This window comes from Ruegeria sp. HKCCD7221 (genome assembly GCF_013031225.1).
Taxonomy (GTDB): Bacteria; Pseudomonadota; Alphaproteobacteria; order Rhodobacterales; family Rhodobacteraceae; genus Ruegeria.
Genome location: NZ_WPZE01000006.1, coordinates 178,139 through 201,719 on the forward strand (window position 1 = coordinate 178,139; position 23,581 = coordinate 201,719).

Consider the following 23,581-nt stretch of genomic DNA (forward strand, 5'->3'; position numbering starts at 1 on the left):
CTGATGGCATGGGCAACCCGCTCTATGATCGCTTGTTTGGCATTCACGCGGGCAAAGACACCCCGTTCCTGCAATTGCCGGATGGCCAGACGCTGACCCATGCCGCGTTTCTGGACATGGCGGCACGGATCGCGAACGCACTGACCGGATATGGCCTGGAGCCCGGAGACCGGGTTGCCGTTCAGGTGGAAAAGTCGCCCGAAGCCTTGGCCGTCTATGCGGCCTGTGCGCAAACCGGATTGGTCTTTCTGCCGCTCAACACGGGGTACACGGTTGGCGAACTGACCTATTTTATCGAAAACAGCAGCGCGTCGCTGGTCCTGTGCGATCCCCGAAACGAGGCAGACCTTGCGCCAATCGCCCAAGCACAAAATGCGCGGCTTGAAACTCTGAGTTCTGACGGCACAGGCAGCCTTATGCGGCGTGCGCTTGGCATGTTGCCCGCCTTTGAGCCGGTTCGACGGACCGAGGATGACTTGGCGGCTTTCCTTTATACTTCGGGCACGACCGGACGATCCAAGGGGGCGATGCTGTCACACGCCAACCTGCTGTCTAACGCAGACACTTTGGTGCAGGAATGGCGGTTCACCCGCGAAGATGTGCTTTTGCACGCGCTGCCGATCTTTCACACACATGGTCTGTTTGTGGCGACGAACGTGGCGCTGGCATCAGGTGGGTCGATGATATTTCTGCGGAAATTCGATCTGGACGACGTGCTGCGCCTGATGCCGCAGGCCACCTCCATGATGGGCGTCCCGACCTTTTACACGCGCCTGCTGGCCGATGACCGATTTACCGGCGATTTGGCGCAGCACATGCGGCTGTTCATTTCAGGATCGGCCCCCCTGCTTGCAGAAACGCACGAGCGGTTTGAGGCACGCACTGGTCACCGCATTCTTGAACGTTATGGCATGACCGAAACCAACATGAACACATCCAACCCCTATGACGGGGAACGCCGTGCCGGAACAGTTGGCTTTCCCTTGCCGGATGTCGAGCTCAAGGTCACCGATCCGGACACCGGAGACGCGATGCCTCAGGGTGAAATTGGAATGATCGAGGTGCGCGGCCCCAATGTTTTTCAGGGCTATTGGGGCATGCCGGAAAAGACAGCCGCCGAATTGCGCGACGATGGTTTCTTTATCACGGGTGATCTCGGGCACGTGGACGCGGACGGGTATGTTCATATCGTCGGGCGCGGCAAAGACCTGATAATCTCGGGCGGATATAACGTTTACCCAAAAGAGGTAGAGCTGGTGCTGGATGATCAACCCGGCGTGCTGGAAAGCGCCGTGATCGGCGTACCGCACCCGGATTTTGGCGAAACCGTTCTGGGTATTCTGGTGGTGGAACCGGGCCAAACACCGGATATCGCGTTGATTCAGGCAAATGTGCAAAAAGAACTGGCCCGTTTCAAACATCCGCGCAAGCTTGTCGTGCTGGACGAACTGCCCCGCAATACGATGGGAAAAGTTCAGAAAAACATACTGCGGGAAAAGTATCAGGACTTGTTCACACAGGCATAAGCGGCATCCGCCCGCGATCCGTCAAAAGCCAGCACTGCCGCCCTTGGAATACGGCTGACGACAGTGGACGACCGTAACCAGCGCCCGTGTCCAGATTGACCCGATTGCCGCAATGTTCAGCCTGATCCACCGGCGTATGCCCATGCACGATCAGCCATGGATGCGTATTCGTGTCCCTAAGGAATTCGTGCCGAATCCAAACCAGATCATTCTCCGACTGCTGATCCAAGGGCACCCCGGGGCGAATACCGGCATGCACAAACAACAGATCATCTTCCGTGTGGTAAGTCGGCAAGGCATTGATGAAATCAAGATGCGCTTGCGGCACTGCATCACGCGCGCGTTCATAAGCCTGATAGATACGGTCTGTATCGTCGATCATAACCCCGTAAGAGGCCAGGGTCTCGCGCCCACCCAGACGCGGGTGCAACCAGTTGAGCGTGATCGGAAGGTGCGTGTCGGCGATCTCGGCGTCTTGGACGAACCGCGCCATCATCCTGTCGTGGTTTCCTTTGACCATCACCCAGTTCCGCCCTGCGCGCCGACCTTCGATCAAAAGGTCAAGCACGCCGCGACTGTTCGGCCCCCGGTCCACGTAATCCCCCAGAAACACGACACGCGCATCGGGACCGCCATCTTTCTCGATCCGCGACAGCGCATCCTGCAACATATCAAGCTGCCCATGGATATCCCCGACGGCGTAGATTGGTGTCGTCAATGCAAAGCCCTTTCTTAGCGCGCCGCGTGTGCGGCCTGTGATGGTCAGCAAAAGACAATGCCCGCACTAACTAAGCGCGGGCATTGAATTTGTTGTCCGTTTAAAGATGCTTATGCAACATCGAATTTCAGCGGCTTGATCTGTGTGAACAGACCGGTTTCCGCCAATTGCGCTCGCGCCTCGGCCGGAACAGGCTCATCCACGTACAGCAAGGCGATGGCCTCGCCCCCGGCCTCGGACCGGCCCAGAGTAAAGTTCGCGATGTTGACGTCGTGGTCGCCCATGGTCCGACCCAGTGCACCGATGATGCCGGGCACGTCCTCGTTGGTGGTGTAGAGCATGTGAGAACCCACCTCGGCGTCGATATTAATGCCTTTGATCTGGATAAAACGCGGCTTGCCGTCGCTGAAGACGGTACCACCGATGGACCGCTCGCGCTTTTCTGTCACGACGGTCACTTTGATGTACCCTTCGAACGCGCCCGATTTGTCCTGATTGGTGGTCGAGATCTTGATCCCCCGCTCCTTGGCAACAACCGGGGCTGAAACCATGTTCACCTCGGGATTGAATTTCTTCATGATCCCGGCCACGACCGAACAGTTCAGAGCCGCCAGGTTCATCTCAGCCGCGACCCCGTCATACAAGATGTTGATCGCCTTGATCGGCTCATCCGTCATCTGGCCAATGAAGCTCCCCAGATGCCCGGCCAGTTTGATCCACGGCCCCATGATCTTGGCTTCTTCAGCCGTCACACTGGGCATGTTCAGTGCGTTTTCCACGGCACCGGTCAGCAGATAGTTCGAGATCTGCTCGGCAACCTGCAGCGCGACGTTCTCCTGCGCCTCGGTCGTTGCTGCGCCCAGATGCGGTGTGCAGACCACGTTGGGCAGATTGAACAGCGCGTTTTCCTTGGCTGGTTCTTCGCTGAACACATCAAAGGCCGCGCCCGCAACGTGGCCCGATTGCAGCAGGTCAGCCAGCGCGTCCTCGTCGACCAGACCGCCACGCGCACAGTTCACGATGCGCACGCCCTTCTTGGTCTTGGCCAGGTTCTCACGGCTGAGGATGTTGCGGGTCTGATCCGTCAAAGGCACGTGCAGGGTGATGAAATCGGCCCGCGCCAGCAACTCATCCAGCTCGACCTTTTCGACACCCATCTTTGCGGCTTGCTCTTCGCCCAGATAAGGGTCATAGGCGACCACTTTCATCTTAAGACCCAGCGCGCGTTCACAGACGATCCCGCCAATGTTGCCTGCACCGATGACGCCAAGCGTCTTGTTGGTCAACTCGATCCCCATGAATTTCGACTTTTCCCACTTGCCCGCATGGGTCGAGGTGCTGGCCTCGGGGATTTGCCGCGCCACGGCGAACATCATCGCAATTGCGTGTTCGGCGGTGGTGATCATGTTGCCAAAGGGCGTGTTCATCACGATCACGCCCTTCTTAGACGCCGCTTCCTTGTCGACATTGTCGGTGCCGATCCCGGCACGACCGATGACTTTCAGATTGTCGGCTTTTTCCAGCAGGGTCGGCGTGACCTTGGTGGCCGAACGGATGGCAAGGCCGTCATATTGGCCGATCACCTCGGCCAGCTTGTCCTTGTCCTTGCCCAGATCGGGCATGAAATCCACGTCGATACCGCGATCGCGGAAGATCTGCACGGCTGTTTCGCTGAGCTTGTCAGATACGAGTACTTTGGGGGCCATATTCTTTGGTCCTTTAAAGAGTTTTACGGGTGGCGGGCTGAAGCCCGCCCTACGTTGAGAGGGGGTGTAGGCCGGGCTTCAGCCCGGCACTTGCGGTTCAGGCAGCCTCAGACTGCGCCGCGATCTCGGCTTCAAAGGCCCAGGCCAGCCACGGCAGCATCGCTTCGATATCCGAGGTCTCGACAGTACCGCCGCACCAAATCCGCAGGCCCGCAGGCGCGTCGCGATAGGCACCGATGTCCAAGGCGATATTCTCGGCCTCAAGCCGCTTGGCCACGGCTTTCGCAAAAGCTGCACCGTCCTGAATGCGCCCATCTGTGAATTTCAGGCAGACCGAGGTGTTTGACTGCGTCGCCAAGTCTTCGGCCAGATTGGCGATCCAATCGTTCTGGTCGCAGAAGGCGTGCACTGCACCCGCATTGGCATTGGCGCGGGCGATCAACCCTTGCAGGCCGCCAACTGAACGCGCCCAGTCCAGCGCGAACAGGTAATCCTCGACCGCCAGCATCGAAGGCGTGTTGATCGTAGCCCCTGTAAAGATACCCTCGATCAGCTTGCCACCTTTGGTCAGGCGGAAAATCTTCGGCAGAGGCCATGCGGGGGTGTAGCTTTCAAGCCGTTCCACCGCGCGCGGGCTGAGGATCAGCATCCCGTGCGCAGCCTCGCCACCCAGCACCTTTTGCCAGCTAAAGGTAGTCACATCCAGCTTGTCCCACGGCAGGTCCATCGCAAAGGCAGCCGAGGTTGCATCACAGATCGTCAGACCCTGACGATCATCCGCGATCCAGTCGCCATTGGGCACCCGCACGCCCGAGGTCGTGCCATTCCACGTAAACACCACGTCATTGGCGAAATCGACCGAAGTCAGATCGACAATCTGTCCATAGTCGGCGGTTTTCACCTCGGCGTCGATCTTCAGTTGCTTAACCACGTCGGCAACCCAACCGGCGCCAAAGCTTTCCCACGCCAGCATTTCGACCTTGCGTTCACCCAAAAGCGACCACAGCGCCATCTCGACCGCGCCTGTGTCGGATGCGGGTACGATGCCGATCTTGTAATCCGCCGGAATGCCCAGCACCTCGCGCGTGCCTTCGATGGCCGCCTTCAGCTTATCCTTGCCCACGGCGGCACGGTGCGACCGGCCCAGCGCGGCATCGGCCAGTTTAGTCAGATCAAATGTCGGAGGTTTGGCGCAGGGGCCCGAGGAAAAACGCGGATTGGCCGGCCGCGTGACCGGTTGTTCAATGCTCATGTGTATTACCCTTCCAGATACACGCCCCTCGTTGGGGAGGGGTGTCCCGCCGCCACACCTAGAAAGCCCGCCGCGCTGCAGCAAGCGGAAAAGACGCTTCAAAGTCGGAAAACGACATTCAATTTCACCCAATCCGCAGTCATGAGTTTCCGATAGGCGAAAGATTTGCAGCCCGTTAACGCGACTCGGTGAGCTTTTGACTAATTTTTAGGCAGCCCCCCTCGGACCGCAACGGAAAGGGCCCGGAACACTTGTGATCATTCTGAAGCACAGTGAAAATGTCCCATGCCCGATACCCTGACCATTGTCGTTGTTGAAGAAGACCGCGAGCGTGCGATTGCCATCGTCGACGCGCTCAAGTCGTCCGGGGCTTATGATGTGCATGTGATCGGCAATGTCTCCAGCCTTGCGCGCAAGATAGCCGCGCTGGTGCCCGATGTGGTGCTGATCGACATCGACAACCCGACCCGTGACATGCTTGAGGAGCTGACGCTGGCATCCGGCCCGCTGGAACGGCCCGTGGCCATGTTCGTGTCGGGCGCTGCCGGTGATCTGGCCTCGACTGCGATCGAGGCTGGGTTGTCAGCCTATGTGGTCGACGGGATGCAGCCGGACCGCTTGAAGCCCGTGCTGGACGCCGCCATCGCGCGGTTCCAGATCGTGCGCCAGATGCGCCGTGAACTGGCCGAGACCAAGCGCGCGCTGGAAGAACGCAAAGTAATCGACCGCGCCAAGGGCCTGCTGATGAAGGCGCGCGGGGTTGAAGAAGAAGAGGCTTATGCCCTGCTGCGCAAAGCCGCGATGGATCAGGGCCGCCGCGTCGCCGATGTGGCCGAGGCGCTGGTCACAGCCTCGGGGCTATTGTCATGAACGCCGTGACCCTGCCCGTTGCTTATGTTCCACTGGTGGACGCCGCCCCCCTGATCGTGGCGCATGAAATGGGCCTGGCCCGCGCCGAAGGGGTCGAGCTGGACCTGATCGCAGCGCCTTCTTGGTCGTCGGTGCGCGATATGCTGGCCTTTGGGCGGGTTGATGCGGCGCACCTGCTGTCGCCGGTTCCCGTTGCGATGGCATTGGGGCTGGGCGGGGTGACGCAGCCTTTGTCCGCTGTGTCGGTCCTGTCGGTAAATGGAGATGTCATCGGCGTCAGCCGCGCATTGGAGACCCGCCTGCGCGACACGGGATACGGGTTCGATTTCCGCGATCCGTTCAAGGCGGCCGCCGCGCTGGCCTCGGTCGCCGATGGGCCACTGGTTTTTGGCGTGCCCTTCCCGTTTTCGCTGCATGTGGAACTGCTGCATTGCTGGCTTGAGGCCACCGAACTGTCCAAAATCGGGGTCGAAGTGCGCACCATCCCGCCGCCGCTGATGGCGCAGGCCTTAGCCGAGGGCGATGTGGACGCGTTCTGCGTGGGTGAACCCTGGGGCTCGGTCGCTGTGGAATCGCAGGCTGGTGCATTGTTGCTGCCTGGTCAGGCGATCTGGGCCTTTGCGCCGGAAAAGGTGCTGGCCGTGCGCACCGACTGGGCGGATACCGAACCGCACCTGCTGGGCAAGCTGATGCGGGCCGTCTGGCGCGCCGGGCGTTGGTTGGATCAGCCGGGCAGTCACACCGCCGCCGCCGAGATCCTTGCGCGCGATACCTATCTGAACCTGCCCTCGGAACTGATCGACCGGGCGCTGTCGGGTCGGTTCACGATCACCGGGCATGCCGAGCAGCGCGAGGTGCCGGGGTTTGTCGAGTTTCACGACGGGGCCGCGAATTTCCCGTGGCGCAGTCAGGCCAAGTGGATCGCGCATCGTCTGGCTCAGAGATACGGTCTGGATCCCCATCTGGCGCTGGCGCAGGCAGGCAGCGTGTTCCGCAGCGATATCTACCGCGATCAGATGGTCGGGCTGGGCGCCGATCTGCCCGGTGCGTCGGAAAAGCTGGAAGGCGCGATTCGCGGCACCACACCCGTTGCATCCCATAACGGACAGCTATCGCTGAAACGGGATGCGTTTCTGGACGGGCGCATTTTTGACCCTCAGGATATCTGACGCCCAAGAATTAGGCAGAACCGCGCCCCATAGTGCGCAATCGCAGCATTTAACGCCGCGTCGCAGCAAAATCACTTGAACGGCACCGGCGCATTTACCACTGTGAACCCATCGGTACGCAAAGGCGTGTGCCGCAAGAATTCCTCCCAAAGCTTGGGAACGACTGAGCAAAGCCGCTCACACTCTGGCCACTCCTTCCGGTCAGAGCGTGCAGCGGCTTTTTGTTTTTCACCCCTCCCGGATGGCCGGGACCAAAAAAGGGACAGACCCACATGAAGAAATTGCTTGCAGGCCTTGTCGCCACCACCGCCCTGCTTAGCCCGGCGCTAGCTGAAACGCTGGAGCTGGAAAAGGACGAACTGACCTTTGGCTTTATCAAACTGACCGACATGGCCCCGCTGGCTGTGGCTTATGAGAACGGGTACTTTCTAGATGAGGGCCTGTTCGTCACGCTAGAAGCGCAGGCCAACTGGAAAGTGCTGCTGGACGGTGTGATTGACGGGCAACTGGACGGCGCGCATATGCTGGCCGGTCAACCGCTGGCCGCAACCATCGGTTATGGCACCGAGGCGCATATCATCACCCCCTTCTCGATGGACTTGAACGGCAACGGCATCACCGTTTCGAACGAGGTCTGGGAAGAGATGAAGCCCAATATCCCGAAAATGGACGATGGCCGCCCGCAGCACCCGATTTCGGCCGAGGCTCTGGCCCCGGTGGTCGAGAAATACAAATCCGAAGGCAAGCCCTTTAACATGGGCATGGTTTTCCCGGTATCGACCCACAACTACGAACTGCGCTACTGGTTGGCGGCAGGTGGTCTGCACCCCGGTTACTACAGCCCTGAAAACGTGACCGGTCAGATCGGCGCGGATGTATTCCTGTCGGTGACGCCTCCGCCGCAGATGCCCGCCACTTTGGAGGCAGGCACCATCTATGGCTATTGCGTTGGTGAGCCGTGGAACCAGCAGGCCGTGTTCAAAGGCATCGGCGTACCGGTCATCACCGATTACGAGCTGTGGAAGAACAACCCCGAAAAGGTTTTCGGCATTAATGCCGAATTCGCCGAGCAGTACCCCAACACCACCCGCGCTGTTACCAAAGCTCTGATCCGCGCTGCAATGTGGCTGGATGAAAACGATAACGCCAACCGCCCCGCTGCGGTCGAGATGTTGAGCCAGCCGGAATATGTGGGCGCGGATTATGACGTGATCGCGAACTCGATGACGGGCACGTTTGAATACGAGAAGGGTGACAAACGTGAAGTGCCCGATTTCAACGTGTTCTTCCGCTATAACGCGACCTACCCGTTTTATTCGGACGCCATCTGGTACCTGACCCAGATGCGCCGCTGGGGCCAGATCGCCGAGCCGCAGACCGATGCATGGTATGACGAAGTCGCCAAATCCGTCTATCGCCCAGACATATATCTGGACGCTGCGAAAATGCTGGTCGACGAAGGTCTGGCGAATGAGGCCGACTTCCCTTGGGACAGCGACGGCTACAAAGCCCCCACGCCTGCCGAGGATATCATCGACGGCATTCCCTATGACGCCCGCCAGCCCAACGCCTATCTGCAAAGCCTGCCGATCGGCCTGAAGGGCGAGCAGGTCGTCATCGGCACCGAAGTTCAGGGTTAACGCCCCCTCGCCCCGGCCCGTTTGGCCGGGGCTTCCCCTTCCAAACAGAATTCCACCCCCGCCTGGCGCTGATCGACCGGGCCAGGAGACCGCAAGATGACAGCCATCGACCACGATACGCTATCCGCTGATGCTGAACGCGAGGCCCGCCGCGCCCGCCTGTTCACCCGGATCAACGCCGCCGATAAATGGTTTCAGGTTCTGGGCCTGGCCTGGATCACCCCGATCCTCAAGGCTGGCGCAGGCGACAACCCGCGCGCCCAGATGGGCGAGATTTGGCGCCTGCTGGTCGTACCGCTGCTGGCCATCTTCGCATTTTTGGTCCTGTGGGGCACGCTGGCGCCCAAGGTGCAAACCTCGCTTGGCGCAGTCCCCGGCCCGGCGCAGGTCTGGTCCGAAGCCGTCAGCCTGCATCAGGACGCACAGGCCAAGGCCGCCAAAAAGGCCAAGTTCGAGGCGATGGTCGAAAAGCGCAACCAGAAGTTCATCGACGCAGGCCAGCCTGAAAAGGTCAAAGAGGTCGCCTATACCGGCGCGCCCAGCTATTACACACAGATCTGGACCTCGATCAAAACCGTGTTCTTCGGCTTTCTGATCGCAACTATCGTGGCCGTTCCGCTGGGTATCGCTGCGGGTCTGTCGCCCACCGCAAATGCGGCGCTGAACCCGCTGATCCAAATCTTCAAACCGGTCTCGCCGCTGGCCTGGCTGCCCATCGTGACCATGATCGTCTCGGCTGTTTACGTCACCAATGACGGCTGGTTCGCGAAGTCCTTCCTGATCTCGGCCATCACTGTCACGCTGTGTTCGCTGTGGCCCACGCTGATCAACACCTCGCTGGGTGTGGCGTCAATCGACAAGGACTTGGTCAACGTCTCAAAAGTTCTGAAAATGAACACCTATACCAAGATCACCAAGCTGGTGCTGCCCTCGGCCCTGCCGCTGATCTTCACCGGCCTGCGCCTGTCATTGGGTGTTGGCTGGATGGTCCTGATCGCAGCCGAGATGCTGGCGCAGAACCCCGGCTTGGGCAAGTTTGTCTGGGATGAGTTCCAGAACGGCTCCTCCAGCTCGCTCGCCAAGATCATGGTGGCTGTCTTTACCATCGGCATCATCGGCTTCCTGCTGGATCGCGTGATGTATGCGTTGCAGTCGCTGTTTACCTTCTCGAACAACCGGTGACTGATATGGCTGTGATCGACTTCAAGAATGTCAGCAAATCTTTCGGTACCGGCACCGCTGCGACGGATGTACTGAAAGACATCAACCTCTCGGTTCAGGAAGGTGAGTTCGTGGTGCTGCTGGGCTTTTCCGGCACCGGCAAGACCACACTGATCAACCTGATGGCGGGGATCGAATTCCCCACCAAGGGCAGCGTCACCTTCCGCGACAAAGCCATCACCGGCCCCGCGCCGGAACGGGGGGTGATCTTCCAGAACTACTCGCTGATGCCGTGGCTGACCGTGACGGGCAATGTGCGGCTGGCCGTGGATGCGGTTTTTACCAAGATGCCCAAACCTGAAAAAGAGGAAAAGGTTGCACACTACATCCGCATGGTCGGCCTGAGCCACGCCGCCACCCGTCGCCCCGCCGAGCTGTCGGGTGGGATGCGGCAGCGGGTGAACGTGGCCCGTGCTCTGGCGATGAACCCCGAGGTTCTGCTGCTGGACGAGCCCCTGTCGGCGCTGGATGCATTGACCCGTGGCAATCTGGCGGAAGAGATCGAAAAGATCTGGGAGGCCGACCGCAAGACCTGTGTCCTGATCACCAATGACGTGGACGAAGCGATCCTACTGGCCGACCGCATCATCCCGCTGAACCCCGATGGCACGCTCGGGACCGAGTTCAAGGTCTCGATCCCCCGCCCCCGTGATCGGTCCGCCATGAACCATGATGAGACGTTCAAGGCGCTGCGCGGTGAGGTCACGAAATACCTGATGGATGTGGGGATCGAGGCCAAGGTCGAGGGCACCAAGACCCTGCCCGACGTCACCCCGATCCACGGTGTCCCGGCAGCGGTGAAAGAGGCGCAGTCGGGCCTGATCGAAGATCGCTATCTGGATTTCAGCCAGTTGCACAAGGTCTACCCCACGCCCAAAGGCCCGCTGACCGTGGTCGAGGATTTCAACCTGAAACTCAACCGAGGCGAATTCATCTCGTTGATCGGTCACTCGGGCTGTGGCAAGTCCACGGTGCTGACCATGGCCGCCGGTCTGAACGAAATCTCCAAGGGTGCGATCAAGCTGGATGGCCGCCACGTCGAGGGCGCCGACCCGGAACGTGCCGTGGTGTTCCAGTCGCCTTCGCTGTTCCCATGGCTGACCGCCAAGGAAAACGTCTCGGTCGGTGTGGACCGCGTGTATCCCCGCGCCAGCCAGGCCGAGCGGCAGGATGTGGTGGAATACTACCTGGAACGGGTTGGTCTGGCCGACGCGATGGACAAATCCGCCGCTGATATGTCGAACGGGATGCGCCAGCGCGTGGGCATCGCCCGCGCCTTTGCCCTGTCGCCGAAACTGCTGCTGCTGGATGAACCCTTCGGGATGCTCGACAGCCTCACCCGGTGGGAACTGCAAGAGGTTCTGATGGAGGTCTGGTCGCGGACCAAAGTGACCACCATCTGCGTCACCCACGATGTGGACGAAGCCATCCTGCTGGCCGACCGCGTGGTGATGATGACGAACGGCCCGCAGGCCACCATCGGCAAGATCACCAATGTCGACCTGCCGCGCCCGCGCACCCGCAAAGCGCTGCTGGCCCATCCTGATTACTACGAATACCGGCAAGAGGTTTTGGATTTCCTCGAGGAATACGAGCACGGCGCAAAGCCCAAGCCCAAATCCCCTGCCCCCAAAGCCATTGCCGCGGAGTGAACTGATATGAAACAGAAATTGGTTGTCATCGGAGCCGGCATGGCCTCGGGCCGGGTGCTGGAGCACCTGACCGACGCTGCCCCCGATGCGTTCGACATCACCCTGTTCAACGCCGAGCCACGCGGGAACTACAACCGCATCATGCTGAGCCCAGTTCTCGCAGGCGATCAGACCTATGAAGAGATCGTCACCCATGACGACACTTGGTACGCAGAGCGCGGCATCACCTGCCGGTTTGGCGAGAAGGTCGTCAAAATCGACCGCGACCTGAAAGTGGTCGAAGGCGAAAACGGTCACGTTCCCTATGACAAACTGATCTTCGGCACCGGGTCTAACCCCTTCATGATCCCGATGCCGGGGCACGACCTGGACGGTGTGATCGCCTATCGCGATCTGGAAGACACCGAACAGATGATGGGCATGGGCGCGGGCAACAAAGTGGTCGTGATCGGCGGCGGCTTGCTGGGGCTAGAGGCCGCTGCTGGCATGGCCGCGCGCGGCGCTGACGTAACCGTGGTGCATATCATGGGCCACCTGATGGAGCGTCAGCTGGACCCCGCCGCCGGTTACCTGCTGAAGAAATCGCTGGAAGAAAAAGGCATCACTGTTCTGCTGAATGCCAAATCGACCGAGATCGCGGGCAAGGATGGCAAGGCCCGCGCGCTGCTGTTGGAGGACGGCACCGAGCTGCCCTGTGACCTGCTGGTGATGGCCGTGGGCATCCGCCCCAACACCGGGCTGGCGCAGGAAACGGGCCTTGCCGTGGGGCGCGGTATTCATGTGGACGATCAGATGATTACCTCGGACGCCGATATCTATGCCGTTGGTGAATGCGTCGAACATCAGGGCGAGGTCTTTGGCCTTGTCGCACCGCTCTACGACCAAGCCAAAGTGCTGGCGCAGACCCTGCTGGGGGAAGAAGCCGCTTTCAAACAGCGTTCACTCTCGACCAAGCTGAAGGTTACCGGCTGCGATCTGTTCAGCGCAGGCGACTTTGCCGAAGGTGAAAGCCGCGAGGACATCGTGTTCCGCGATCCCGCGCGCGGCGTTTACAAACGGCTGGTGCTGGAAGGCGACAGGCTGGTCGGCGCGGTGATGTATGGAGACACCGGCGACAGCAACTGGTTCTTCGGTCTGATCCGCGACGCTGAGGACGTGTCCGAGATGCGCGAGACGCTGATCTTTGGCCCGGCCTATCAGGGGGGCGGCTCTGCGGACCCTCTCTCAGCCGTTGCAGCATTGCCGCCTGAGGCGGAAATCTGCGGCTGCAACGGCGTTTGCAAATCTGACATCACCGCAGCCATTGCAGATGGCGCAACCGATCTGGGCGCAATCCGCGCGACCACCAAGGCCAGTGCCTCTTGCGGGACATGCACCGGATTGGTCGAACAGTTGCTACAGGTCACGCTGGGCGATGACTTCCAGATGCCCACCGCCCAACCGATCTGCGGTTGCTGCGACCTGACCCATGAAGACGTGCGCCGCCTGATCAAATCGCAAGAGTTGAAAAGTCAGGAAGCCGTCTGGCAGGAGCTGGGCTGGAAGACGCTGAACGGTTGCCATGTCTGCCGCCCGGCGGTGAACTACTATCTGCTGGCTGACTGGCCGGTGGAATATCAGGACGACCCGCAAAGCCGTTTCGTCAACGAACGCAAACACGCCAATATTCAAAAGGACGGCACATTCAGCGTCGTGCCCCGTATGTGGGGTGGCATCACTAACCCGGCAGAACTGCGTGCCATCGCAGATGCGGCCGAGAAGTACGATGTTCCCACGGTCAAAGTCACCGGCGGGCAGCGTATCGACCTGCTGGGCGTGAAAGGCACGGACCTGCCCTATATCTGGTCCGATCTGAACAAGGCCGGGCTGGTCTCGGGCCACGCGTACTCCAAGGGTCTGCGCACGGTGAAAACCTGTGTCGGCACCGATCACTGCCGGTTCGGGACACAGGACAGCACTGGGCTGGGCGTGAAGCTAGAGAAGATCCTCTGGGGCTCTTGGACGCCGCACAAGCTGAAGCTAGCGGTTTCGGGTTGCCCGCGTAACTGTGCCGAGGCGACGTGCAAGGATATCGGCGTGGTCTGTGTCGACAGTGGCTATCAGATCAGCATTGGCGGTGCCGCTGGCATGGACGTCAAGGAAACCGAGTTGCTGGTTCAGGTGCCCACTGAGGATGAGGCGATCGAGGTCGTCATGGCCGTCACCCAGGCCTATCGCGAGGGCGGCAAGTATCTGGACCGCCTGTATAAATGGATGGCGAAGGTCGGCCTCGACTGGATCAAGGAAACCGTGGTGGATGACCTCGACAACCGCCGCGCATTGGTCGAGCGGTTTGAACTCAGCCAATCTATCTATCGCAAAGACCCGTGGGCAGAACACGCCAAAGAAGCCCAACGCTTTGCGCCTATCGCCGATCTGACATTGGAGGCCGCAGAATGAGCTGGATCGACATCGGACATATCGACGACATCCCCCTGCGCGGCGCACGCGTGGTGAAAACGCCCGTTGGCTGCGTCGCCCTGTTCCGCACGGCTGAGGACGAAGTCTTTGCCGCTTCGGACACCTGCCCGCACAAGGGCGGCCCCCTGTCCGAGGGCATCGTGCATGGGCAATCCGTCACTTGCCCGCTGCACAATTGGGTGTTCGACCTGAACTCAGGGCAGGCGCAGGGCGCGGATGAAGGCCAGATCGCCACTTATTCGGTACAGTTGGACGGCGAACGCATCCTGCTGGACAGCACCTCGCTGGGGCAAAGGAGCGCCGCGTGAAAGACCTGAGTGCCTGCGCTACGCGCTCAACCTGCCCCTATTGCGGGGTGGGTTGCGGTGTTCTGCTGCAACCGGATGGCGCGGGGGGCCTGACCGTCACCGGCGCCCCCGATCACCCGGCCAATCAGGGGCGGCTGTGTTCCAAGGGTTCTGCTTTGGCCGAAACGGTGGGCCTGTCGCAACGGCTGCTGACGCCCGTGGTCGCAGGCGAGCAAACCGGCTGGGACGATGCCCTGCAACTGGTTGCCGACCGGTTCCGCGGCACGATCGCTGAACACGGGCCGGATTCGGTGGCTTTCTATGTCTCGGGCCAGTTGCTGACCGAAGATTACTATGTCGCCAACAAGCTGATGAAAGGCTTCATCGGCTCGGCCAATATCGACACGAATTCGCGGCTGTGCATGGCCTCGACCGTTGCGGGCCACAAACGCGCCTTTGGCACCGACACCGTGCCCGGCACCTATGAGGATCTGGACGAAGCCGATCTGGTCGTGCTGGCCGGGTCCAATCTGGCGTGGTGCCACCCGGTTCTGTATCAGCGCCTGATGGCGGCGCGGCAAACGCGCGGGACCAAGATCGTCGTGATCGACCCGCGCCGCACGGCGTCCTGTGACAGTGCCGATCTGCACCTGCCACTTGCTGCGGGCAGCGATGTGGCTCTGTTCAATCACCTGCTGACGCAGATCGACGCCGCCGGGCTGGTGGATACCGATTTCCTGACCCACACCACCGGCATTCACGCGGCGCTGGACAGCGCGCTGGCCGATAACGTCTCGGTCACAGGATTGGACCCCGACGACATCGCGCAATTCTGTCAGATGTGGATGGGCACTGAAAAGGTCGTGACAATCTTCAGTCAGGGCGTGAACCAATCCAGCGCGGGCAGTGACAAGGTCAACGCGATCCTGAACTGCCATCTGGCCACGGGGCGCATCGGCAAGCCCGGCTGTGGTCCGCTGTCAGTCACCGGTCAGCCCAACGCCATGGGCGGGCGCGAAGTCGGCGGGCTGGCCAATATGCTCGCCTGTCATCTGGATATCGAAAACGCCGATCACCGCGCCGCCGTGCGTGATTTTTGGTCGGCCCCGACCATGCCCGAGGCTCCGGGCCTCAAAGCCGTCGACCTGTTCCGCGCCGTGGGCGACGGCCGCATCAAGGCGCTGTGGGTGATCCATACAAACCCCGTGGTGTCGATGCCCGAGGCCAACGCAGTGCGCGACGCCATCGCCGCCTGTCCGTTCACCGTGGTCTCGGACATCACGGCGCGTACCGATACGGCGCGACTGGCCGATGTGCTGCTGCCCGCCGCCGCATGGGCCGAGAAAGACGGCACCGTCACCAATTCCGACCGCACGATCAGCCGACAACGCTCGGTCTTGCCTGCACCCGGACAGGCCCGCGCGGATTGGGACATTCTGGCCGAGGTCGGACGTCGGATGGGTTGGGCCTCGGCTTTTGATTACCAAACGCCCGGAGAGATTTTCCGCGAATACGCCACGCTGTCTGGTGTGGCTGCCAAGTTCGGGCGCGATTTCGACATCTCGGGCCTTAGCGATCTGGACGCGGCGGGCTATGACGCTCTGGAGCCGACGCGCTGGCCCATTACCGCCAACCGGCAGGGTGGGCGGTTTTTTGCGGATGGGCAGTTCTATCATCCTGACGGCAAAGCCCGGCTGCTGCCGGTCACATGGCGCGCGCCTGCGGCCAAGACCGAACCACGCTATCCGTTCTGGCTGAATACCGGGCGACTACGCGATCAGTGGCACACGATGACCCGCACTGGCCTGTCCGCGCGCCTGTCCGCGCACCTGCCCGAACCGTTTCTGGACATCCACCCCGACAATGCGCGCGACAAGGGAATAGACCCCGCCGATTTGGTGCAGGTTTCCAGCCCGCATGGTACATCCATCCTGCGGGCGCGGATCACTCGTGATGTCACCAAAGGGCAGGTGTTTGCGCCCATCCACTGGACAGGGGAAACCGCTCCTTCGGCCCGGATCGACACTGTGGTTGCGGCGGCGACGGACCCAGTATCGGGGCAACCCGAAAGCAAAGCGTCCGTGGTGAACATCACCCGGTTCAACGCCAAATGGTATGGGTTTGCGGTGTCGGATCGTGAAATGACGCCTGCGTGCGAATATTGGGCGCAAACACCCACCAAATCCGGCTACCGCGCGGAATTGGCAGGGTCCGAGAGCGTCAGCGATTGGCAAACTGCCGCGCGCAACCTGTTTGGGCTGCCTGATGCCGACGTCACACTGCTTGAGGACCCGGCACGCAGTTTGGCGAGGCTTGCGTTTCACGAAAACGGGCGTCTGGTGGCGGCCTTGTTCATCGCGCCCGAACCGGTGGCCGTGATGCGCGACTATCTGGCGACGCTGCCGCAGGTCCCCGACCTGTTGTCTGGTCGTGCACCTGCGGACCGGCCCGACCCCGGCCCGGTACTGTGTTCCTGTTTCGACCTGGGCGTGAACACCATCCTCACCGCCATCGAAACCAAAACTCTGATGACCGTCGAAGCCATTGGCGACGCGCTGCAGGCCGGAACCAATTGCGGATCATGCCGCCCGGAACTGGCAAGCCTGCTGGCGTCAGCGCACCAGAAAGAGGCCGCCCAGTAACCCTAGAACCGCACAGACTCGCCAGTCTCCAACGCCTGCTGCGCGGCCAGACCAATGCGCACGGCCCACATCCCGTCCTGCAAGGTTACCTCGGGGGCGGGCTTTTCACCGCGCAGGACGGTCAGAAAGCCTTGATGCTGGTAAAAGGTGGATCCGTTATGATCACCCGCCGCCAGAAGGCGCGGATCGACGGGGATGTCCTTGGCGACCGGCCCCTTGGGCGCGCGCGGGCTGACAATCAGTTGCGGCACCGGCGCATCGCCTAGATGGTCGGGCCAGAAACGGCCCGGTCCGGGGACCAACGCTTCGATCTTGGCATCCGGACCAACCGCTGAGATTTCTTCCTGATACCGCGCGCCTTCAGCGAACATACACAGTTCCAGCATGGCACGCGCGCCCGAGGCGAAGTCGACCATGACGAAGCCGTGGTCCAGAATGTCGGGTGTTTCGCCGTCGTAAGCCTCGTCCAGATGATTAACGGCTTGCCCACCGCTGGCCGTTACACGCACCGGGTCCGATTGCAGGATCAGACGCATAAGGTCGAAGAAGTGGCAGCATTTCTCTACAAAAGTTCCGCCCGTATTGCGGTTGAAGCGGTTCCAGTTGCCGACCTTTTCCAGAAAGGGAAAGCGGTGTTCCCTGATGGTCAGCATTTTGACCCCGCCGGTCACCTGCGCCTCGTCAATCAGGGCAGCGATGGGCGGCATATAACGATACTCCATCGCCACCCAGATCGGATGGGGGTAATCGCGCTGGATGGCCTCTAATCGCGCCTTATCCGACGGGTCCGTGAACAGGGGTTTTTCCACCAGCAAGGGCAAAGGCCGCGCCCGCGCGATCTGTTCGATCTGATCCACGTGCAAGTGATTTGGGCTGGCGATAACAATGCAATCCAGATCCTCCACGGCAAGCAGGTCTTCGACCGACGCCACCATCTGCGCACTGGGCGCAATCGCTTGCGCCGTTTTGGCCATCTCGGCGTCGGGTTCGAAAATCGCCGATACCTGCGTGCCCTCTAGCAACGCGATATTGTGCAGGTGTTCCTGCCCCATCATGCCGCATCCGATCAGCCCGTAATGGATGGTCCGGGTCATGCACGTTTCCTTCTACTTCAGACGTTGGACATAGGTGGCCCGATCCGGGTCGAACCACGTTTTTGAAAACTCGACCGGCTCCGGCCCCTCGGACCAGCTGAACCGCTCAATATAACCCGCCGTTTCGCCAGCGGGTTTGGTAAAGGAATCTGGTGTCCACTTGGGCAGCGCGCGGACCGAAACGCGATCCTCGGCCCGCGTGATCCAGAAACCAAGCTGCTGCTGATAATAACGATAGAGCGAATCCGACAGCAGCGCCTGATCGACTTTTCCGGCGGAATCATCCAGCCAGATTTCCTCGACCGCGATGATTGTGTCATTCAGATAGCGCATCCGCCGCACCCGCGAGCCTTTGGCCGAGGTGCCGAATTCCGGCAGATCGGCGGGCTTTTCAAGATGATCCACCGACAGGATATCGGCGCGCGGCAGGCCACCGCCTTGGGGCAGTTCCAGCCGGAACATCGCATAAACACTGTTCTGCGTCCCAGTCTCGCGGATGTAATTGCCCGAGCCCTGAATACGCTCCAACATCCCTTTTTTCTCAAGCTCAGCCAGCGATTTTCGCAGCGTCCCGACCGAGACATTCAGGTTCGCCGCCATCTCGCGCTCGGGCGGCAACCGTTCACCATCAATCAAGCGACCCGCAGCGACATCGCGGATCAAAAGCTCGGCGATCTGAACATAGATCGGCAGCGCGTTGGGGTTGCGGCTGTTGGCAGTCATTTCGGGGTGGTTCACCGAGTCGCGGAAAAAATTGATACACTATTGATCTACATCAATGTGATTGCTACGCAAGAGGAAAGTCAAAAGATGCACGGAGAACGAATCAAATGACCATCGTCCCCATCACATCCCCCGATCTGGATGCGGCCGAAGTTTCTTGGTTTGCGGCGCTGTGTTCGGATGACTATCAGTTCTTGGGCATGCCGGACGGTGACCTGCGGTCGAGTTGGGAGCATTGTTCCGGCATCGTGCGCGAGGCCGAGGCGCAGGGCTTTCGTAACATTCTGTGCCCGTCTTCCTATCAGGTCGGTCAGGACACGCTGAGTTTCGTGGCAGGCTGCGCGCCAATCACCGAAAAGATCAACCTGCTGGCCGCCGTGCGCTGTGGCGAGATGCAGCCCATCATGCTGGCCCGCACCATCGCGACGCTGGATCACATGCTGCAGGGGCGGCTGACGGTGAACATCATCTCATCCGATTTCCCCGGCGAAAAAGCCGACAGCGCGTTCCGCTATCAACGCTCGCGCGAGGTAGTCGAGATTCTCAAGCAAGCGTGGGCACAGGATGAAATCAACCACGCGGGCGAGGTCTATAACTTCTCGGGCCTGACCACTGATCCAGCCAAGCCTTACCAAACCGGCGGACCGCTTCTGTATTTCGGAGGGTACTCTCCTTCCGCGTTGGACCTGTGTGGCGAGCATTGCGATGTCTATCTGATGTGGCCCGAAACCAAGAATCAATTGGCCGAACGAATGAAGGCCGTCCACGCGGTTGCAGAAAATTACGACCGCACACTGGATTACGGCCTACGCGTGCACATGATCGTCCGCGACACTGAAGCCGAAGCGCAGGAATATGCGGATTACATCGTCTCGAAACTGGATGATGAATATGGTCGTGCGATCCGGGAACGGGCGCTGGACTCGACGTCTTTGGGCGTAGCGCATCAGGCCAAGAACCGCGATTTGGCGGATGAATATGGCTATGTCGAACCCGGTCTGTGGACAGGCGTCGGCCGCGCGCGCTCGGGCTGCGGCGCAGCTTTGGTCGGGTCGACCGATCAGGTCATGTCCAAGATCGAGGAATATCAGAAGATGGGTATCCGCGCTTTCATCTTCTCGGGCTACCCGCACATGGATGAGGCAAAGCACTTTGGTGCCCGTGTCATGCCCAACCTGAAAACCTGTTCGCTGCCCGAAGCCTATGGGCGCGTACCCGCAACCACCCCGGCCACCCCGCTGGGCAACGGAGTTCGTCACTGATGCAACGTGTAAAGCTATCCAACACGCTGGAAATGAGCCGCCTTGTCTATGGCATGTGGCGGCTGGGCGATGACAGCGATACCTCGGCGTCTCATGTCGAGGCCAAGATTCAAGCCTGCCTGGATCAGGGCATTACCAGTTTCGATCAGGCGGATATCTATGGCGATTACGGGGCCGAGGCTGTATTGGGCAATGCCCTGCGCGCCAATCCTGCGCTGCGCGCGAAGATGGAGATCGTCACCAAGTGCGATATCGTGGCACCGATCGGGCGATATTCGGACGCGAAGGTCAAATACTATGACACCTCGCGCGCCCATATTCTGAAATCGGTCGAGACTTCTCTGACCGAAACGGCCATCGACCATATCGACCTGCTGTTGATCCACCGCCCTGATCCGTTCATGAATCACCATGAAACCGGCGCCGCCCTGGACGAAATGGTTGCCAGCGGCAAGGTCCGTGCGGTTGGTGTGTCAAATTTCCGACCTTGGGACTGGACCCTGCTGCAGTCAGCGATGAATACACCGCTGGTCACCAATCAGATCGAAATTTCTCTGGGCGAGATCGGCCCATTTACCAATGGCGATCTGGCCTTTCACCAGCAGCATGGTCAGCCCGTGATGGCGTGGTCGCCGCTGGGAGGCGGGATGTTGATGGCCGGAAACCCACCTGTCGGGGTAGTCGCGGATGAAATCGCTGCTGAATTCGGTGTGGACCGCGCGGCGGTGGCTGTTGCGTTCCTACTGGCTCACCCGGCAGGTATCCTTCCGGTTATGGGTACCAACAACCTGTCCCGGATCAAGACCATCTCGGACGCATTGAAAGTTAATCTGGATCGCGAAAGCTGGTTCCGCCTGTACGAGGCGGCGCTGGGGCATGAGGTACCATGATGAATGCAATCTCAAAGGACATGACCCACACATTCGTCCCGCACAAGGACGACACCCGCACGTTGCGGGACGCCTTTGGACGGTTCGCCACTGGCGTCACGATCGTCACCTGCAACAGCGATGACGGCCCGGTCTGCATCACGGCGAACAGCTTTTCATCCCTGTCGCTGGACCCGCCGCTGATCATGTGGGCCGGTGACCGCAACTCGCGTCGGTTCCCCTATTTCCACAAGGCACGCCATTTCAGTGTGCACGTGCTATCGTCGGAACAGGCCGAACTATGTTTTGGATGCTCGAAAGACGCGTTTGCGCTGCGGGAAATTGACCATGACCGGTGCGGGAACGGAACACCGCTGCTGCCGGATTGTCTGGCGCGGTTCGAATGCGAACAGCACGCCTATCACGACGCAGGCGACCACGTGATCGTCGTGGGCAAAGTTCTCAAGGTCAGCATGGCGGATGGAGACGCGCTGACCTTTTACGCCGGGAAACTCGGCCAATTCGCGCAGAACTAAGCGCGATCTGACGACCGCAGGGCAAACCTGCAGCTGAACAAGGGAGGATCCGCATGGGCGGACTGGCGTCGGTGCTTGCGCCGATTGCATTCGTGAACGAAACCGTGCTGCGTTTTGGCCGCGCGGTTGGCATTGTTGCGATTGCATTAATGGTGATCGCAATCCTGATTCAGGTGTTCTTCCGATACGTTCTGGGCAACGCCCTGCCCTGGCCGGATGAGGCCGCGCGGTTCTGTATGTTGTGGATGACCGGGTTGATGGCGCCTACCGCGTTCCGGCGTGGCGGGTTCGTTGCAATCGACATGGTGCCCATGATGCTGCCGCGTGTGCTGGGGCAGTTGCTGACCTTGTTTTTGCTGATCGTTTCACTTGCCGTTCTGTTGGTGGCGGTCAATATCGGTTGGTCCGAAGTGACCGGCTTTGGCGGCAAGTTTGCGACGGCTGCGCTGTATATCCCCACCTCCTTCGGGTTCGACGAGTGGTACCGCGTCCCACGTAGCTGGATGATGGCTTCGTTGCTGGTTGGGGTGATCCTACTGATCGCGGTGAATATCGAGCTGATCCTGCGGGCCATCCTGACTTTGTTGGGGGGCGGAGACCTGTTGCCCAAAATCGCAGACGCACCGGTGGGGGCTGAATAGATGCTGATCTGGTTCCTGCCCACCTTCCTGATTTTCCTGATGATCGGCCTGCCGGTCTTTTTCGCCCTTCTGGCCGCGCCCGGCATTCTGTTGTGGCTGAACGGCCAGACCAACGACATCACGTTGCTGTATCGGAACGTCTATAACGGCATGGACAGCTTTCCCCTGATGGCGATCCCGTTCTTCATGCTGGCCGGAGAGTTGATGAACCGCGGCGGCATCACGATCCGTCTGGTCGAGTTCTCTCAGGCGTTGATGGGTCACTTCCGGGGCGGTCTGGCCCATGTGAACGTCCTGAGTTCAATCCTGTTCGCTGGCCTCTCGGGGTCGGCGGTGGCCGATACCTCGGCACTGGGGTCGATGCTGATTCCGGCGATGGAGAAACAGGGTTATACCCGCCGCTTCGCTGCCGCAATCACAGCGGCCAGTTCGGTGATCGGGCCAATCATTCCCCCCTCGGGGATCATGATCATTTACGCCTACGTCATGGGTGAAAGCGTGGCGGCCCTGTTCCTTGCGGGCATCGTGCCCGGCGTGATGGTCGGCGTCGGTCTGATGCTGATGATCAAGGTGATGGCCGACAAGTACGACTTCCCTGTCGCCAGCCGCAAATACACATGGCCCGAGCGTCGTCAGGCCAGCCTCAAAGCGTTCTTTCCGCTGCTGACACCCGTCATCATTCTGGGCGGCATCCTCGGCGGCATCTTCACCCCGACAGAGGCCGCTGCGGTCGCTGTAGGCTATGCATTCATCATCGGGTTCTTCGTCCTGCGCACGCTGACCCTGAAAGAAGTGCCCGAGATCCTGAGCAACGCGGGTCTGACCTCGGCGGTCGTCTTGCTGCTGGTCGGTGCCGCGATGGCGTTCAAGACGGTTGTCAGCCTCAGCCATGCGCCGGAACAACTGGCGGCGCTGATCCTTGGCCTGTCGGAAAACCCACTGATCCTGCTGTTCCTGATCAACCTGCTGCTGTTTGTCGTCGGCATGTTTCTGGACGCAGGCCCGGCGATCATCATCCTTGGCCCCATCCTTGCGCCCATCTTCACCAGCCTTGGTGTGGACCCGATCCACTTTGCCATTATCATGAGCGTCAACCTGACCGTCGGTCTGGCCACGCCACCCATGGGGCTGGTGCTGTTCGTGGCCGCTGCCGTGTCGCGCGAAAAGGTCGAGACCATCGCCAAGGCGATTCTGCCGTTTCTGGCTGTCGAAATCATAGTGATCTTCCTGATCACCTATGTCCCCGCACTATCCATGACGATCCCGAGGATAACGGGATTTGCAAACTGAACTGAGTATCACAGGGAGGAAAC

General features: G+C 60.4%; 19 protein-coding genes. 14 read left to right on the forward strand and 5 right to left on the reverse strand.

Annotated features, from left to right (window positions below):
* The first annotated feature begins 8 nt into the window (after positions 1-8).
* Positions 9-1,526 carry a malonyl-CoA synthase gene (locus tag GOX73_RS15480; RefSeq protein ID WP_171126417.1) on the forward strand — a complete coding sequence of 506 codons (1,518 nt, stop codon included), beginning with the start codon at positions 9-11 and terminating at the stop codon, positions 1,524-1,526.
* On the opposite strand, the gene GOX73_RS15485 is transcribed toward GOX73_RS15480, so the two are convergent.
* From GOX73_RS15485 to GOX73_RS15495, 3 genes are all read right to left on the reverse strand, one after another.
* A complete protein-coding gene (locus GOX73_RS15485) occupies positions 1,513-2,244 on the reverse strand; it encodes a metallophosphoesterase family protein (protein WP_171126418.1) in 732 nt (243 codons plus the stop codon). The two genes, GOX73_RS15480 and GOX73_RS15485, sit on opposite strands and share 14 nt — an antisense overlap.
* A 110-nt stretch (positions 2,245-2,354) precedes the next feature.
* A complete protein-coding gene (gene serA / locus GOX73_RS15490; protein ID WP_171126419.1) occupies positions 2,355-3,950 on the reverse strand; it encodes a phosphoglycerate dehydrogenase in 1,596 nt (531 codons plus the stop codon).
* A gap of 97 nt (positions 3,951-4,047) precedes the next feature.
* Positions 4,048-5,202 carry a phosphoserine transaminase gene (locus tag GOX73_RS15495; RefSeq protein WP_171126420.1) on the reverse strand — a complete coding sequence of 385 codons (1,155 nt, stop codon included), beginning with the start codon at positions 5,200-5,202 and terminating at the stop codon, positions 4,048-4,050.
* A 285-nt stretch (positions 5,203-5,487) separates the two neighbouring features.
* Here GOX73_RS15495 and GOX73_RS15500 point away from each other — a divergent pair, with 285 nt between their 5' ends.
* From GOX73_RS15500 to GOX73_RS15535, 8 genes are all read left to right on the forward strand, one after another.
* Positions 5,488-6,072 (forward strand): ANTAR domain-containing response regulator, encoded by a 585-nt coding sequence (locus GOX73_RS15500; protein ID WP_171124599.1) that lies wholly within the window; start codon positions 5,488-5,490, stop codon positions 6,070-6,072.
* Entirely contained in the window at positions 6,069-7,241 is a 1,173-nt protein-coding gene (locus GOX73_RS15505) for a CmpA/NrtA family ABC transporter substrate-binding protein (RefSeq protein WP_171126421.1), read from the forward strand. The genes GOX73_RS15500 and GOX73_RS15505 overlap by 4 nt, the downstream gene beginning before the upstream one ends.
* 272 nt (positions 7,242-7,513) lie before the next feature.
* A complete protein-coding gene (locus GOX73_RS15510) occupies positions 7,514-8,881 on the forward strand; it encodes a CmpA/NrtA family ABC transporter substrate-binding protein (RefSeq protein ID WP_171124603.1) in 1,368 nt (455 codons plus the stop codon).
* 96 nt (positions 8,882-8,977) lie between these two features.
* Positions 8,978-10,063 (forward strand): ABC transporter permease, encoded by a 1,086-nt coding sequence (locus GOX73_RS15515; RefSeq protein WP_171126422.1) that lies wholly within the window; start codon positions 8,978-8,980, stop codon positions 10,061-10,063.
* A gap of 5 nt (positions 10,064-10,068) precedes the next feature.
* Complete coding sequence (locus GOX73_RS15520; RefSeq protein WP_171126423.1) at positions 10,069-11,754, forward strand: ABC transporter ATP-binding protein; 1,686 nt, start codon at positions 10,069-10,071, stop codon at positions 11,752-11,754.
* 6 nt (positions 11,755-11,760) lie between these two features.
* Positions 11,761-14,193 carry a nitrite reductase large subunit NirB gene (nirB, locus tag GOX73_RS15525; RefSeq protein ID WP_171126424.1) on the forward strand — a complete coding sequence of 811 codons (2,433 nt, stop codon included), beginning with the start codon at positions 11,761-11,763 and terminating at the stop codon, positions 14,191-14,193.
* Entirely contained in the window at positions 14,190-14,522 is a 333-nt protein-coding gene (gene nirD, locus GOX73_RS15530) for a nitrite reductase small subunit NirD (protein ID WP_171124612.1), read from the forward strand. Before nirB ends, nirD begins: the two co-directional genes overlap by 4 nt.
* Complete coding sequence (locus tag GOX73_RS15535; protein ID WP_171126425.1) at positions 14,519-17,143, forward strand: nitrate reductase; 2,625 nt, start codon at positions 14,519-14,521, stop codon at positions 17,141-17,143. The genes nirD and GOX73_RS15535 overlap by 4 nt, the downstream gene beginning before the upstream one ends.
* A gap of 2 nt (positions 17,144-17,145) precedes the next feature.
* Here GOX73_RS15535 and GOX73_RS15540 read toward each other — a convergent pair whose 3' ends face one another.
* Positions 17,146-18,237, reverse strand: coding sequence for a Gfo/Idh/MocA family protein (locus GOX73_RS15540; protein ID WP_171126426.1), 1,092 nt, complete (start codon positions 18,235-18,237; stop codon positions 17,146-17,148).
* 12 nt (positions 18,238-18,249) lie between these two features.
* Positions 18,250-18,960, reverse strand: a complete 711-nt coding sequence (locus tag GOX73_RS15545) for a GntR family transcriptional regulator (RefSeq protein ID WP_171124618.1) — start codon at positions 18,958-18,960, stop codon at positions 18,250-18,252.
* A gap of 107 nt (positions 18,961-19,067) precedes the next feature.
* Between GOX73_RS15545 and GOX73_RS15550 the strand changes: the two genes are divergently transcribed.
* Genes GOX73_RS15550 through GOX73_RS15570 form a run of 5 tightly spaced genes read left to right on the forward strand, consistent with a single transcriptional unit; the run spans position 19,068 to position 23,558 of the window.
* Positions 19,068-20,222, forward strand: coding sequence for an LLM class flavin-dependent oxidoreductase (locus GOX73_RS15550; protein WP_171126427.1), 1,155 nt, complete (start codon positions 19,068-19,070; stop codon positions 20,220-20,222).
* Positions 20,222-21,112 (forward strand): aldo/keto reductase family oxidoreductase, encoded by an 891-nt coding sequence (locus GOX73_RS15555; protein ID WP_171126428.1) that lies wholly within the window; start codon positions 20,222-20,224, stop codon positions 21,110-21,112. Before GOX73_RS15550 ends, GOX73_RS15555 begins: the two co-directional genes overlap by 1 nt.
* Complete coding sequence (locus tag GOX73_RS15560; protein WP_171126455.1) at positions 21,112-21,627, forward strand: flavin reductase family protein; 516 nt, start codon at positions 21,112-21,114, stop codon at positions 21,625-21,627. Before GOX73_RS15555 ends, GOX73_RS15560 begins: the two co-directional genes overlap by 1 nt.
* A 53-nt stretch (positions 21,628-21,680) precedes the next feature.
* Entirely contained in the window at positions 21,681-22,268 is a 588-nt protein-coding gene (locus GOX73_RS15565) for a TRAP transporter small permease (RefSeq protein WP_171124624.1), read from the forward strand.
* A complete protein-coding gene (locus GOX73_RS15570; protein WP_171124626.1) occupies positions 22,269-23,558 on the forward strand; it encodes a TRAP transporter large permease in 1,290 nt (429 codons plus the stop codon).
* Positions 23,559-23,581 lie beyond the last annotated feature (23 nt).